Source organism: Pseudoalteromonas phenolica, assembly GCF_005876835.1.
Lineage (GTDB): Bacteria > Pseudomonadota > Gammaproteobacteria > Enterobacterales > Alteromonadaceae > Pseudoalteromonas > Pseudoalteromonas phenolica_B.
Window position 1 is genome coordinate 17694 of sequence record NZ_PPSW01000016.1, and the last position, 15160, is coordinate 32853.

A 15160-nucleotide genomic window follows, 5' to 3' on the forward strand; every position below is an offset into this window, starting at 1 on the left:
ATACCTGCTATTTAGGCTTGTTGGCTCTTTGCTTATTCGCTCCAACTTTCGGTTTGGTATTGGCCTTTTTAAACTGACTAAACCCAGTATGACGTGTCAGTGCAGGTTTGCCGCCCTTACGAACTTGTTGCCCATGACCTGTGCCTTTTTTGCCACGCTGTGCTTTTTCTTGTCTGGTTTCGTCTGGCACCAAACAATTTGGTCCACCACCAATCAGATTCGCTTTACCCATTTTACGTAAGGCTTCGCGGATCATCGGCCAACCAGCAGGATCGTGATAACGTAAAATGGCTTTGTGTAAGCGACGTTGTCTAGCCCCTTTCGGCACACTCACCACTTCTTTGTTGTTCTTTATATTACGCAGCGAGTTCATCTCTGTATGGTAAATCGTCGTCGCATTTGCCATTGGAGATGGATAGAAGTTTTGCACTTGGTCAAGCTTAAAGTCGTGGGCTTTTAGCCATAGCGCCATGTTCACCATATCTTCGTCGGTCGTGCCTGGGTGAGCCGAGATAAAGTACGGGATCAAATACTGCTTTTTACCCGCTTCTTTGGAGTACTTATCAAATAGTTCTTTGAACTTGTCGTATGCCCCCATCCCCGGCTTCATCATTTTTGAAAGCGGGCCCGATTCGGTATGTTCAGGCGCAATTTTCAAATAGCCGCCAACATGGTGTGATACCAACTCTTTTACATAGCGAGGATCTTCAATCGCTAAGTCGTAACGCACACCAGATGCAATGAGGATTTTCTTAATGCCCTTCACATCACGCGCTTTACGATACAAGTTAATCGTTGGTGTGTGATCGGTATCCATATGCTTACAAATATCAGGGAACACACACGATAAACGTCGACAGGTACTCTCAGCCTTTTTGCTCTTACAACGCAGCTTATACATGTTAGCTGTTGGGCCACCTAAGTCTGAGATAACGCCAGTAAAGCCCGGCACTTTGTCACGAATTTGTTCAATTTCATCTAAGATTGACTCTTCTGAACGACTTTGAATGATTCGCCCTTCATGCTCTGTGATAGAGCAGAAACTACAACCCCCAAAACACCCCCGCATGATGTTTACTGAAGTTTTGATCATGTCGTAAGCTGGGATCTTTTCATTGCCATATTTAGGGTGAGGCACACGTTGGTATGGCAAACCAAAGACCATGTCCATTTCTTCCGTTTCTAAAGGAAACGCAGGTGGGTTCACCCACACATAACGGTCGCCATGACGCTGATATAACGCACGAGCACAGCCTGGGTTGGTTTCTTGGTGCAAAATACGTGAAGCGTGGGCATAAAGCGGCTTATTCACACTTACTTGCTCAAAAGCAGGCAACTTTACGTAGGCTTTTTCCCATGGCTTTAATTTAGGTGGTTGAACCACGATAGGTTTGGCTTCTTCTGCTTTTAAGTCTATGCCTGCTTTGGCAAACTCAGATTTACTACAGCCAACATCATCGGCACCATATGGATTTGGAATTGGATCTATTTTACCCACTTTATCAATGGCTGTTGAATCACTACCGCGCCATCCATCTAACGGCTCTTTACGGATAACCGCAGTACCGCGAATATTCTGGATCTGACTAATGTCATCACCAGCTGCAATACGATGTGCCACTTCGACTAACGGGCGCTCAGCATTACCATAAATAAGAATGTCAGCCTTAGCATCAAAGATGATGCTGCGACGCACTTTTTCTTGCCAATAATCGTAGTGGGCAATACGACGTAAGCTGGCTTCAATACCGCCAATTACCAGAGGTACATCTTTATAAGCTTCGCGACAACGTTGGCTATATACTACAACCGCTCTGTCTGGACGTTTACCACCGACATTGCCCGGCGTGTAAGCATCATCGTGACGCATGCGTTTTTCAGCCGTATAACGGTTGATCATCGAGTCCATGTTGCCAGCGGTTACACCAAAGAATAAATTTGGTTTGCCCAGTGACATAAAGGCATCTTTATTTGACCAATCGGGCTGCGCAATAATGCCAACCCTAAAGCCTTGTGCTTCTAAAACACGGCCAATAACGGCCATGCCGAAGCTTGGGTGATCTACATACGCATCACCGGTTACTAACACAATGTCACAGCTATCCCAGCCTAGTTCGTCCATCTCTTGTCGAGTTGTCGGAAGAAAAGGTGCATTGCCATAACATTCCGCCCAATATTTGGGATAGGAAAACAGTGCTCGTTCCGCTTTTAACGCGTTCATGTAAATTGCCCCAATAGAAAAAAGGCGCCGATTATACCGCATATCGAACCATGCTGGAATCTGAAACAGTCGCAGTGAGCTCGCTACGTTTGTTAGTAACGGCTAGGGTGTTGAAAGTAGGAAAGATATTGAGAACAAATTTTAGACAAAAAAATGCCACCTTGCGGTGGCATTACACACGGGATTATTTCTACTTTTAGATAGAAATGCTTTACTTCCAACTTCTCATTTTATGACCCTTCAGGGCATAGAAGAGGATAAATAGGTAACATGGTAATAATACCAGGTATGCTGTCTGGCTAGATGCAACTGTTGCTTCAGAACCTTTTGCTAAACCTAGGAAAAGTGGACCAAAAGCACCACCAGCAATACCCATAACTAATAAACCAGAAGCTACACTAGTTAGCTTGCCAAGTCCAGACAAAGCTAGAGGCCAAATTGCTGGCCACATGATCGCATTGGCTAAACCACATAGTGCTAAAAAGAACACAGCAACTGGCATTTCACCGAACGTCGGGACGTTTAATGTTGCAGCACTATCTACAAATGCAATACCAAGCGTTAGAGCTAAGCCCAAAATGCCTGAAATTGTTAAAGCTGTTTGTTGCGAAATGACACGTGGGATTAAAATAATACCTAGCACGTAGCCTGTTACCATAAATGCCATAGTATATGAGGTCATCACACTATAGTTAGCAACACCCATTGACAGGGCAAATGAACCAACCGTATCACCTGCGATTACTTCAGCCGCTACGTATAAAAATAAAGCAACAACACCTAGCGCTAAGTTAGGGTGTGCTAAGGCTTCTTTCACTGTACCAGTCGACTTATCATTGTCATCTTCCTCTTCAATTTCAGGAAGTGGTGCAAATTTGATACCTACGGCGAATAAACCAATAAATACAGCAAGACCTAAGTATGGCATGACTAAGTTACCAGCCATGGCATCTTTTTCTACTTGTGTAAGTGGGCCAGTTGCTGCCGCTTCATTGAAGCCACCTAATACAAGCGCAGTGAACGCTAGAGGTGCAATAACACCTGCAAATTTATTAAGAATACCCATGATGCTTACACGCGCCGCTGCCGACTCTTCAGGGCCTAAACGGACTACGTAAGGGTTAACTGCGGTTTGTAGAATGGTTTGCGCGATACCCATAGTAAACTGCGCCACTAGGAACAACGCAAATACCTGAGTTTTAGCTGCAGGGATATATAACAAAGCCGTTACCATCATCATACCGATACTGATGGCCATACCGTTTTTGTATCCCACTTTCTTAACAAACTTCGCCGATGGGATAGCAGTAAATGTCACTGCAATATAAAAAGAGAATAAGATAAGAGACGCCTGAATAGGGCTCAAATCAAAAAGTTGCTGCAGATACGGCATTAATGAACCATTTAACCAGGTAACAAAACCCAGAATAAAGAACATCGCCGCAACGATAGCCAAAGGAATGGCATTGCTTTTAGTCGTCGTTGAATTTGACACAGTTGCTTCCATAAACTTCTACTCGTTGTGTGATTTTAATTATGTCAGATTGGCACAATGCCATAAAATCTTTTCAGCTTTTAACATCATGTAAACAAAAATGACAGCGCTGACATTTTACTTTACGTTAAAATTTGTTCTATTACTAGCCTTACCAGATATTAAAAAAGGGCCATTCGGCCCTTTGTTTGATGGGTAGACTCTTTACTAAAGTGTTAACTGCGTAACACGGCTAAACTTTTTGCCGTTTAACGTTGTGCGTAATTGCACCGCATTTTTACCACTTACAGAAACAGGCGAGGTGTACTCAGACCAAGATTGGCCGCCATCTGTACTATATTGAATCACTAAGTGTGGGAACGCAGAGTTAGCCACTAACTGACCATTTTCTACTTTTGCACCTGGTATAGGTAAATTGACATTCACACCATCACGCTCAAGTTTAGCGAGCTCTTTCACACTCAATGCAGCAGCATAAGTGTGCCAGTCTTTTGCAAATGCCTTTGCTTCAATCTTACTGCCTTCCCAGCTTGCTTTGTGCCAAGCGCGCTCAGCAACGGCAAGGATACGCGGGAATACCATGCGTAGAACTTGATCTTCAGTGCGAATTGTTTCACTCCACACCTGACCTTGAATGCCCAGAATGTTCTCAGGCTTTTCAAGTTTCGGTAGCTCACGACCGACTAATGCTTCTAAATTAACAATTGGCTCACGGCTGCGGGTATAGTCGGCATTAGCATAGACATCATCTGGCATATAGCTAAATGTTTTCTTGGTGTCTGTATAACGCGTCGCCCAGTAGTAGCCGCGTTCTTCAGGGTGCGCTTCATAAGGGTGGTCAAAGTATAAGTGCGTACCATGAGATAAAATAACCTGATAGCCATTGTTTGCTAGACGATGTGCTCTATCTGCTACCCCCCACTCCCAGATGTTATCCCATACGTTGGCAGTAAATACCTCATTAGGGAATTCATCACGCTTAAACGGGTTAATTTTGTCGTACATTAACCCATCTTCCCACGCACCTGGTGCAATGCCACGTTTAGCAAACATAGTCGCAACGCGCTGAGTGAAGTAAGGTTTTAAATCATTTGGACCCGCTACACCGTTATTCGGTTCAGCGAACATCGCCTGACATGCCGGAGAACCAACCCAAGAGCCTGCACCAACTTCGTCACCACCAAAGTGAAGATTAGTTAAACGCGTACCCGCTTCGCGATACATGTTTTGCAGCTCGTAGGTTACTTTTTCAATAAACGCGTAAGTCGAATCCATACACGCATTCATTGAGTTGTCGGTGTAGTTTTGAACCGTTAAGTACTGAGACGTGTCTTTAGGATCAGATAATAGATACGCTTTAGCCTCTTCAGGTTTACCTTCTGCCATTAAACGATCATAGCGTGCTTCCATCGCGATAATTGAGGCGCGAGCGTGACCAGGACCTTCAATTTCAGGAATGATGTCAATATGGCGCGCTTTAGCAAACTTCAGTAACTCAACGAAGTCCTCACGGCTTAAATAACCATTACCAGTGCCCGACTTAAATGGCCCAGTACCTAACTGAGTTAACAAGCAGCTACGCTCTTCTAAATCGAAACAACGATAACCACCTATGTCTGTTAGCTCTGGCAACCCTGGGATCTCTAAGCGCCAACCCTCATCTTCAGAGAAGTGCCAGTGAAACTTATTCATTTTGTAACGACCCATCTGTTCAACCATTTTGAACAGCGCATCTTTACCATGATAGTTTCGGCCATTGTCGTAATGCATACCACGCCAAGCAAAACGTGGCGTATCTTCTATCTCTACGTTTGGCACTGATACTGTATTTTTTGCATCTGCAGGGATTAGCGCTAAGAAGCTTTGAATACCGTAAAATACACCCGCATTGTCGCTACCTGTGATAACCACTTTGTCATCATCAATTTCTAGGTGATAACTCTCAGAAGCCACTTTACCATCGACTTTTAGTGCATCATTCACTTTCAAGAAAATAGTCGGCGTTTTGCCTGCTGAAATATGATCGGCTTCTGCCTTGAGTGTTAAACCATAGTCAGCAAGATCTTCTTGGAAAACGGCCACTTCTGACTTTAATCGTCCTGCGAAACGAATCTGCCACTTGCTATCAAGCTCTGCAGTCCCGCGGTTGAAATCAACCGAGTGAGGCTTTGGAATAATACGTTTTAGTGCGTCTTCTTTGCTTACTTCAATATTGCTTTGATTACGCTCAAAACGTAGCGCTGGAGTGGCAAGCTTTGTCTGATCTTTTGGCTCGTTGTAACGATATAGCTGATTATCACGTTCAAATGGCGCAATAAATGTAGTTAGGTCTTCGGTGTCAGTATTAGCAAAAATTGCTGGTTTTTGTTTGTTACTGACTAAGAAAGCACGTGGCATAAAGTCTGAATATGAGGCCACCCAAGCCCCCGCTTCAAACTCGACATTTAAACTTTCACCAGCCTTTAGGCCTTTAAACTCGTTTGTTGGTACAAAACGGTGTAAGTCACCATTGATGTGTTCAATAGCAATACCTTGGGTATTTACCTTTGAAATTTTACGCACTGAATGCACATAAATTTGCCAATCACTTTTGCCATTAGGCAAAGCAACCGACGAATTATTTTGCAAACGCATAGAGCCGATAAAGCTGGCTGCACCGTTATGAAAGTTGTCTTCAACTGCAAAAGTCAGTTCTGTACCTTTTGCGAAATTATCTACTTGTTGTTGAGATAAACCAGCTTGAGCAAATAATGGCATTGCAGCCATGATACCCGCTAGAGCAAATTTCTTGTTTATCATTTTAGCTCCTTAGTAAACGTAAAATACGGTCGACTCGCCACTACAGTTAGCTTAGGACGACATAGTGAGAACTGCACGCCCATGTTTAATGCGAGTGCGATTTTCAGTTCAATAATTTCATCATAGTAAATGCAAAATGACAGCGCTATCAAATATTTTCCATGAACAGCTCATAAAATAAAAAAACCCGTAATTTCGCGGGTTTAGATAAATTAAATTTTATTAAATTACGGTTATATCTGACTTTTTAGCTCTCATAGGCAGTATTATTTCATCACTTTTTATAAAAGCGCTTTCTTGCTACTGTCAATTCAAAACGCTGAAGACATCACTCTTTTATTAACTAGTTGCTGTTTTTTGTAACGCATCAATAATGGCAACATTTGCAGCAGGAAACGCCCAGTTGTTCAGCGCATTGATTGCAACCCACTGTGATGCCTGCCCTTCAAGTCCTGTTGCTTCGCCAGAGAAGTCTTCAACAATATGAATAAACAACTTCACACACTTGTCACCATAGTCATGTTCAATATCAAGCAAACTTTGTGAGCTATGCACGTCGATATTCACTTCTTCTTTTAATTCTCTCGCCAGCGCCTCTGTAACTGATTCGCCTGCTTCAATTTTACCGCCCGGGAATTCCCAAAGACCACCTTGATGTTGAGACTCATCACGTTTAGTAATAAATATGTGCTCATCACGCTTAATTACGCCAACCGCGACTTCGACTACTTTTTTTGCCATTTTCTTCTCCGATAAAAAAAGCGACTATAAAGTCGCTTTTTAATAATTTACGCGTGTGTGATTATTTTAACTTGCCACAACACTGCTTAAACTTTTTACCTGATCCACAAGGACAAGGCTCATTACGGCCAACTTTTGGCTCTGTGCGTGAAGCCACAACTGCACCTTCAGGTACGTCACCACCAACATGCTCAGCTTCAGCATGCTGATATTCACGCGGAGCTTGCTCTGCACGACGGTGTTGCTCTTCTACTTTCTCAACATCTTCTTCTGCACGAACTTGTACTTTCGCAAGAATTCCCACTACGTCAGTTTTAAGGTTTTCAAGCATTGCAGAGAATAGTTCGAAAGATTCACGCTTATATTCTTGCTTCGGATTCTTCTGAGCATAGCCACGTAAGTGGATACCTTGACGAAGATGGTCCATTGCAGCTAGGTGATCTTTCCAATGTTGATCTAGGCTTTGTAACATCACGGCTTTTTCGAAATGACGCAGTACATCTGGGCCTACCATCAATTCTTTTTGCTTGTATGCGCTGTCGATCTCTTCAGTGATACGCTCACGTAATGTCTCTTCATAAAGCTTGTCATCATCAGCTAGCCACTGAGAAATTGGCAGTTCAATTAAGAAGTCAGCTTTAATACGCTCTTCAAGTGCAGGAATATCCCACATTTCAGCTAGGCTTTGCGGCGGGATGTACTGATCAATCATGCCATTCACAACATCGCTGCGGATAGCTGTAATTGTTTCTGAAATATCGCCTTCTTCAAGAAGCTCGTTGCGCTGCTCGTACACAACACGACGCTGGTCGTTTGCAACATCATCATACTCAAGTAACTGCTTACGAATGTCGAAGTTACGTGCTTCTACTTTACGTTGTGCGTTTTCAATTGCACGGTTAACCCAAGGGTGCTCAATTGCTTCACCACGTTGCATACCTAGCTTACGCATCATGTTTGTCATGCGCTCACCTGCGAAGATACGCATTAGCGCGTCGTCCATCGATAGGTAGAAACGGCTTGAACCTGCATCACCTTGACGACCAGAACGACCACGTAGCTGGTTATCGATACGACGAGATTCGTGACGCTCAGTACCAATGATGTGAAGACCACCTGCCGCAATAACAGCATCATGAGTTTCTTGCCACTTCGCTTTAATTTCAGCGATTTGTTCTTCAGAAGGGTTTTCTAGCTTAGCCACTTCGCTCTGCCAGTTACCACCTAATACGATATCCGTACCACGACCAGCCATGTTAGTTGCAATGGTTACTTTACCCGGTAAACCTGCATCAGCAACGATGTCTGCTTCTTGGGCGTGGAATTTCGCATTCAGTACGTTGTGTTCAATTTTTTCTTTACGTAAGAACTGAGATAAATACTCTGAACTTTCGATTGAAATCGTACCCACTAGCACTGGCTGACCGCGTTCTTGACAGTCTTTGATATCTGCAAGAATGGCTTCAAACTTTTCATCTTGAGTTAGATAAACTAAATCAGCACGATCATCACGGATCATCGGGCGGTTAGTTGGAATAACAACAGTGTCTAGGCCATAAATTGACTGGAATTCGAACGCTTCAGTATCCGCAGTACCTGTCATACCAGATAATTTTTCGTAGATACGGAAGTAGTTCTGGAAAGTGATAGACGCAAGTGTTTGGTTTTCGTTTTGAATGCGCACACCTTCTTTCGCTTCAACAGCTTGGTGTAGACCTTCTGACCAACGACGACCTTCCATTGTACGGCCTGTGTGCTCGTCAACGATGATAATTTCGTTGTCTTTTACAACGTAGTCTACGTCTTTTTGATATAGTTTATGTGCACGAAGTGCTGCATACACATGGCTTAACAGCGAAATGTTACCTGCCGAATACAGTGAGTCACCTTCTTCAATCAGGCCATTTTCAGTAAGAAGCTCTTCAACTTTTAACTGGCCACGTTCTGTAAGGTGTACTTGCTTTGATTTTTCATCAAGGGTGTAATCACCGTCACCTTCAACGCCCTCTTCATCTTCTTTCTCTTGCAGAGTCAGTGATGGCACTATGGTGTTAATACGAGCGTAAAGTTCAGAACTATCTTCAGCAGGACCAGAGATGATAAGTGGCGTACGTGCTTCATCGATTAGGATTGAGTCAACCTCATCCACAACGGCAAAGTGCAGTGGACGTTGTACACGCTCTTCAATGCTAAATGCCATGTTGTCACGCAGGTAGTCGAAACCAAATTCGTTGTTCGTACCATATGTAATATCTGCAGCGTAAGCTTGCTTCTTAGCATCAGGCATCATACCAGGCACATTACAGCCAACAGTTAGACCTAGGAATTCAAATAGCGGGCGGTTTGTTTCGGCATCACGTTTTGCTAGGTAATCATTCACCGTAATAACGTGAACGCCTTTACCTGTTAAACCATTTAAGTAGGCAGGTAGAGTCGCTGTAAGGGTTTTACCTTCACCGGTACGCATTTCTGAAATGCGACCTTGGTGCAATACCATACCACCAATCATCTGTACATCGAAGTGACGCATGCCGTAGACACGTTTTGAAGCTTCACGTACCGTCGCAAAAGCTTCAGGTAATAAATCGTCAAGGCTAGTGCCTTGCTCATAACGCGCTCTGAAATCTGCTGTTTTTGCTTTTAGTTCTTCATCAGAAAGTGCGCTTAGTTGTTCTTCTAATGCATTAATTAATGCGACCGTCTTTCTTAGTTTTTTAATCGTTCGGTCGTTACGACTACCAAAAATTTTGGTAAAAATGTTCGCTATCATGTTTAAACCATTTCACTCTAGTGATGGCTGACCGCATATCCACTTTTAGCATTGGATATCAATGGCCACCCTGCGTCCTGTTGGCAGTAAAAGCAATCAAGCCCTACTGAATGCCGAATATAAAATTGCCCCTATCATACCAGACTCACGCTGTCTGCAAACCTTTGAAATGCAATCAGGCAAAAAAGCCTTGGCAATTCATTTGTTCCGCAAGATGGTCCAACTGGTAATTCTCTTTATATGGTGACGATAGGCATAAATTTCAAGCGTTTTCACTGACAAGAATCACTTCTAGTCTGTCGTTATGCTGGTATACTTGGGTAAGTTAATTTTGAAGTGGTATCTGCTGTATGGCTAAAAATCGCTATGATCCAAAATCCATAGATGAATTGATGGGCAAGTGGTCAAACAAGATCACCCAATTCGGTGCAAAAACCGATAGTCTGCAAGTTTTACAAACCGAGCTTGATAAAGCGCTGGGTCCTGTCTTGAGTAAAAAGTGTCGCGTGGCAAATTATCGAGAGGGTACTTTAGTGATTGAAGCCGTTTCTGCCACCTTGGCAACACGACTTAACTATCTGAAGCTAGATATTTTGTCTCATCTTAGACAAAATGGGTTTGCTGAATGCGGACAAGTGAAAGTCACTTCTAACCCCGACGCACAGTTAAGATTAAGTGAGCCCAAACCTAGTATCACACCACAAAAAAGTAGTCGAACCATGAGCGAAAGCACTGCTGAACAATTAACAGAACTTGCAGCGCATGCACCACCGAGTTTGCAAGCAAAGCTACTCAAGCTCGCTACCCACGCGGCAAAAAACAAGCAAAAAAAATGACGCTAAAAAGCGTCATTTTTTATAATTAATCTATATTAAGCTTTCGCAAGCTCCATACCTGGTGCAGGCATATGAATTGGCTCTTCAAATGTCGCCCATTCCCACGCTGATTCAGTCGCCATAATTTGACGTAACAGTTTGTTATTTAAACCGTGGCCTGACTTGTAACAGGTGATTTTACCTAGAATGTTATGGCCAGCCATAAACATATCACCCACACAATCTAAGATCTTGTGTTTTACAAACTCATCATCGTATCGTAAGCCGTTCGGGTTAAGTACTTTGTACTCATCTAAAACAACCGCGTTATCCATGCTACCACCTAGTGCTAGGTTGTTGGCATGCATATACTCGATGTCTTTCATAAAACCAAACGTACGTGCGCGACTGATTTCTTCAGTAAAGCTTTGTGCCGTAATATCAAGACCAATGCGCTGACGGCTGTCATTGATTGCAGGGTGATCAAAGTCAATCTCAAAATCAATGTGGAAACCATCATAAGGGGTAATTTCAGCCCACTTATCACCGTCTTCGACACGCACAGTTTCTTTAATACGAATAAAACGTTTAGCAACTTGTTGTTCTTTGATACCGCCTTTTTGTAATAAATAAATGAACGGTAATGCACTGCCGTCCATAATCGGTACTTCAGCACTATCTAATTCAACAACAAGGTTATCAATACCCAGTGCAGCAACAGCGGCAATTAGATGCTCAGTGGTCGATAAACGCACACCATCTTTGTTAGTCAAACATGTACATAACTGTGTGTCGCCAACAGCTTCTGGTGTGGTTTCAAAGTCAACAACAGGATCAAGGTCGACACGACGGAATACAACACCGGTATTCTCGCTCGCTGGTCGGAGAGTAATGGTAACCTTTTCACCTTTATGTAGACCGACACCTGTCGCTTTAACAACTTCAGCAATTGTACGTTGTCTAATCATAACTTCGCCTATTCATGTCACTTGGACCGCGGATTGTATCACAGATACGACCAGCTGCCAATCGTTTAATATGTAACCAGTTTATTAGTCAGACTGTTTACGTAAAAAGGCAGGAATATCAAAGTAATCGCCTTTTTCAGTCTCACCAGACGCTGCTGGTTTGCTTTCTGGAGCCGGAGTCTTAGGAGCTTGAGTACTTTGGCTCTGTGTTTGCTCCGGTGCACTTGTCGGCTGCTCAGTGCTAGTTTGCGTAAAGCTTGGTACAAACATACCGGGCTGGCTTGACGCCGGCGCAGCTGTTTGTGCATCACTACCCGAAACCTGCTGCATACCGTTATCAATAATGCCAAACTGCGGACGGCGATCGCCACCTAGACCAGTTGCAACAACGGTTACACGGAGTTCATCACTCATTTCTGGGTCGATCACCGCACCAACTACCACAGTCGCGTTTTCAGACGCTAAGGCCTTCACATGATTACCAACCACTTCAAACTCTTCGATGGTGATATCCATACCTGCTGTGATATTAACCAAAATACCTTTTGCACCGGTTAAATCGACGTCTTCTAATAGTGGGCTTGAGATAGCCGCTTCTGCAGCTTCTTGCGCACGATCTGGACCAGACGCTGACGCTGTACCCATCATTGCCGTGCCCATTGCCGACATAACTGTACGTACGTCTGCAAAGTCAACGTTGATAAGACCTGAACGGGTAATAAGTTCAGCGATACCTTGTACCGCACCGTATAGTACGTCGTTCGCTTTCGCGAATGCGTCTAACAGTGTAGTGCCTTTACCTAAAACCTTAAGTAATTTGTTGTTAGGAATTGTAATAAGTGAATCTACAATTTCTGACAACTCACCGATACCTTGATCAGCCGCAGCCATGCGCTTTTTACCTTCAAGGTCAAATGGGCGTGTTACCACTGCTACAGTCAAAATACCTAAATCTTTTGCTACGCGCGCAACAACAGGCGCTGCACCCGTGCCAGTACCACCGCCCATACCGGCTGCGATAAAGACCATGTCTGCGCCATCTAACGCTTCTTTGATCGTTTCAATATCTTCTTCAGCAGACTTACGGCCTACCTCAGGGTTTGCACCCGCACCTAAACCAGATGTAATTTGCGTACCTAATTGTACCGTTACATCTGCAGATGATTTACGTAGCGCTTGCGCATCTGTGTTAGCAGCAATAAATCGCACACCTTCGATTTCTTGTTTTACCATGTGCTCAACAGCGTTACCGCCGCCGCCACCAACACCAATCACTTTGATCACAGCTTCTTCGCTGTGTTGTTCCATAATATCAAACATCATTCACTCTCCGACTCGAGTTTAAAACTCACCTTGGAACCACTTTGAAACACGGCTCCACCAACTCACGTCCGCATCTACTCTCGACTTTTGTGCATTAACCGAATGTAGAGAACGACCGTATTGTAACAAACCTACGGCTGTTGCATATGCAGGATCGTCAACATAATCTGTTAAACCTGTGATATTTACAGGTTTACCTATTCTAACTGGCATTTGGCAGATATCTTCAGCCACTTCTAATGCGCCAGCCATTTTTGCAGTCCCGCCTGTTACGACTAAACCTGCAGCAATTTGATCTTCAAAACCAGAACGGCGAATTTCTTCTAACGCCAGTTCAAATAATTCTCTGAATCTTGGTTCAACCACTTCAGATAATGTATGTCGCGACATTAATCGCGCTGGACGCCCACCAACGCTTGGCACCTCAATGGTGTCTTCACTGCTGGCCATTTGGCTGCTTGCGCAAGCATATTGCACTTTTAGCGACTCAGCATGAGAAATGGGCGTTCTGAAAATCTTGGCTATGTCGCCCGTGACTTGGTTACCTGCCACTGGGATCACTGCGGTATGGCGCAATGCACCATTGACATAAATGGCCAAGTCCATGGTACCGCCTCCAATATCAAGTACTGCGACGCCCAACTCTTTTTCATCATCGGTTAAGACCGCATAGCTTGATGCCAGTGCGCCAAAGGTTAATTGGTCCACCTGAAGACCACAACGTTCAACACACTTCTCAATATTTTTAGCCATATCATTTGAGCAGGTGATGATATGGGCCTTCGCTTCCATACGCACACCACTCATGCCAAGTGGGTTTTTAATCCCCTCTTGCATATCAATACTATATTCTTGCGCCAATGAATGAAGCATTTTGCGCTCTGCAGAAATAGGCACTGAACGGGCAATATGCATTACATTGTCCATATCGTCTTCAGTTACTTCTGCGTTATTAATCGCAACAACACCACTCTCGTTTTGACACTGAATGTGCTTACCTGAAATACCAAGGTAAACTGAACCTATTCGGCAATCAGCCATTAATTCGGCTTCGTCGACTGCGCGGCGAATGGAATCAGAAACTAGGTTGAGATCGTTCACTCCCCCTTTATCCATTCCATGAGATTCCTGACACCCCACGCCAACGATACTGAGCTGATTGTCTGCTGTTATCTCACCTACTGTTGCTACCACTTTTGAAGTACCAACATCGAGGCCGATTACTAAGTTTCTTTCTACTGACTTAGTCATGCTTCACTCTTATTTTGTTGTTCTGTTTGTGCTGGAAACTTCCAGCTCACCGCAAGGCCGGTGTCATACCTTAAATCTACTGTATCAAGTACACCGCCCTCTGGGATTTGCATACTCGGATACACGTCTATAAATCTTTGTACTCGCTTGGCTTTTTCTTCACGCCCGAGGTTAAGTCGCACCCCATCTTCAAGCCATAATTGCCAAGCAAAACGCTCAGATAGCGCTAAACTCACCAAATCAAAATCGTTTACTGCCAGCATATCTTTAAACTGTAAGAATGCTTGCCAAGCCTCTAGCTCACTGCCTTCAGGCCCGTATAGTTGGGGCAAGTAAGCCTGTAAGGCTTCGTTGTCTGCCTGAAACACTTGGCCTTTGGCATTTAACAGCAAGTCGCTATTCCAAATGGCCACAGGTTTGTGCTCAACAATGTAAACCTGCAATTCGTCAGGCCATTGTTTTCTCACCGATACCGTTGCGACCCAAGGTAAATCCTGCACCGAACGCTGTACTGCTTTCACATTCAGTTGAAAGTAACTACTTAAATCAACCTGTTTAATAGCAGCGACGACCTCTTTGTCAGTGGTGTATTTTGGTTTGCCTAATACCACTATTTTCTTTATTTGTGCATCTTGGTTTTCAACCAACCAATCAGATACCCAGTAGCCACCGCGAACCAGTAAGCCTGCCACCAAGACGAAAAAGCCCACACTCAATATTTTTTGCCAATTGAGTTGTGAATTAACTACCTGAGCTTTCTCAAAAAGAGCACGCATA

The 15160-nt window shown here is 43.9% G+C and carries 10 protein-coding genes; 1 reads left to right on the forward strand and 9 read right to left on the reverse strand.

The features are described 5' to 3' along the window. Positions 1 to 7 precede the first annotated feature (7 nt). The 5 genes from C1E24_RS11090 to secA form a co-directional block, all read right to left on the reverse strand. Positions 8 to 2221 carry a YgiQ family radical SAM protein gene (locus C1E24_RS11090; RefSeq protein ID WP_138481439.1) on the reverse strand — a complete coding sequence of 738 codons (2214 nt, stop codon included), beginning with the start codon at positions 2219 to 2221 and terminating at the stop codon, positions 8 to 10. 211 nt (positions 2222 to 2432) lie between these two features. After that, the gene (nagP, locus tag C1E24_RS11095; protein ID WP_240721999.1) at positions 2433 to 3728 is read right to left on the reverse strand and encodes an N-acetylglucosamine MFS transporter NagP; all 1296 of its coding nucleotides are present in this window, start codon (positions 3726 to 3728) and stop codon (positions 2433 to 2435) included. 195 nt (positions 3729 to 3923) lie between these two features. Continuing rightward, entirely contained in the window at positions 3924 to 6515 is a 2592-nt protein-coding gene (locus tag C1E24_RS11100) for a family 20 glycosylhydrolase (protein WP_138481441.1), read from the reverse strand. Positions 6516 to 6854: 339 nt separating this feature from the next. Next, entirely contained in the window at positions 6855 to 7256 is a 402-nt protein-coding gene (mutT, locus tag C1E24_RS11105; RefSeq protein ID WP_138481443.1) for an 8-oxo-dGTP diphosphatase MutT, read from the reverse strand. Positions 7257 to 7317: 61 nt separating this feature from the next. Next, positions 7318 to 10026 (reverse strand): preprotein translocase subunit SecA, encoded by a 2709-nt coding sequence (gene secA, locus C1E24_RS11110; RefSeq protein ID WP_138481445.1) that lies wholly within the window; start codon positions 10024 to 10026, stop codon positions 7318 to 7320. Between the two features lie 350 nt (positions 10027 to 10376). Here secA and C1E24_RS11115 point away from each other — a divergent pair, with 350 nt between their 5' ends. Next, on the forward strand, positions 10377 to 10862 hold the full coding sequence (locus C1E24_RS11115) for a DUF721 domain-containing protein (protein WP_138481447.1): 486 nt from the start codon (positions 10377 to 10379) through the stop codon (positions 10860 to 10862). Between the two features lie 35 nt (positions 10863 to 10897). On the opposite strand, the gene lpxC is transcribed toward C1E24_RS11115, so the two are convergent. From lpxC to C1E24_RS11135, 4 genes are all read right to left on the reverse strand, one after another. Then, on the reverse strand, positions 10898 to 11809 hold the full coding sequence (lpxC, locus tag C1E24_RS11120) for a UDP-3-O-acyl-N-acetylglucosamine deacetylase (protein ID WP_058028665.1): 912 nt from the start codon (positions 11807 to 11809) through the stop codon (positions 10898 to 10900). A gap of 84 nt (positions 11810 to 11893) precedes the next feature. Further along, complete coding sequence (ftsZ, locus tag C1E24_RS11125) at positions 11894 to 13129, reverse strand: cell division protein FtsZ (protein ID WP_138481688.1); 1236 nt, start codon at positions 13127 to 13129, stop codon at positions 11894 to 11896. A gap of 21 nt (positions 13130 to 13150) precedes the next feature. Continuing rightward, the gene (gene ftsA / locus C1E24_RS11130; RefSeq protein WP_138481449.1) at positions 13151 to 14383 is read right to left on the reverse strand and encodes a cell division protein FtsA; all 1233 of its coding nucleotides are present in this window, start codon (positions 14381 to 14383) and stop codon (positions 13151 to 13153) included. Next, positions 14380 to 15159 carry a cell division protein FtsQ/DivIB gene (locus C1E24_RS11135; RefSeq protein ID WP_138481451.1) on the reverse strand — a complete coding sequence of 260 codons (780 nt, stop codon included), beginning with the start codon at positions 15157 to 15159 and terminating at the stop codon, positions 14380 to 14382. Before C1E24_RS11135 ends, ftsA begins: the two co-directional genes overlap by 4 nt. Between the last annotated feature and the right edge of the window lies 1 nt (position 15160).

Bases quoted from the DNA above. Each gene is read 5' to 3' on its own strand.
- C1E24_RS11135 (WP_138481451.1), bottom strand. From the start codon at position 15,159: ATGCGTGCTCTTTTTGAGAAAGCTCAGGTAGTTAATTCACAACTCAAT.
- ftsZ (WP_138481688.1), bottom strand. From the start codon at position 13,129: ATGTTTGATATTATGGAACAACACAGCGAAGAAGCTGTGATCAAAGTG.
- ftsA (WP_138481449.1), bottom strand. From the start codon at position 14,383: ATGACTAAGTCAGTAGAAAGAAACTTAGTAATCGGCCTCGATGTTGGT.
- mutT (WP_138481443.1), bottom strand. From the start codon at position 7,256: ATGGCAAAAAAAGTAGTCGAAGTCGCGGTTGGCGTAATTAAGCGTGAT.
- C1E24_RS11100 (WP_138481441.1), bottom strand. From the start codon at position 6,515: ATGATAAACAAGAAATTTGCTCTAGCGGGTATCATGGCTGCAATGCCA.
- C1E24_RS11090 (WP_138481439.1), bottom strand. From the start codon at position 2,221: ATGAACGCGTTAAAAGCGGAACGAGCACTGTTTTCCTATCCCAAATAT.
- secA (WP_138481445.1), bottom strand. From the start codon at position 10,026: ATGATAGCGAACATTTTTACCAAAATTTTTGGTAGTCGTAACGACCGA.
- lpxC (WP_058028665.1), bottom strand. From the start codon at position 11,809: ATGATTAGACAACGTACAATTGCTGAAGTTGTTAAAGCGACAGGTGTC.
- C1E24_RS11115 (WP_138481447.1), top strand. From the start codon at position 10,377: ATGGCTAAAAATCGCTATGATCCAAAATCCATAGATGAATTGATGGGC.
- nagP (WP_240721999.1), bottom strand. From the start codon at position 3,728: ATGGAAGCAACTGTGTCAAATTCAACGACGACTAAAAGCAATGCCATT.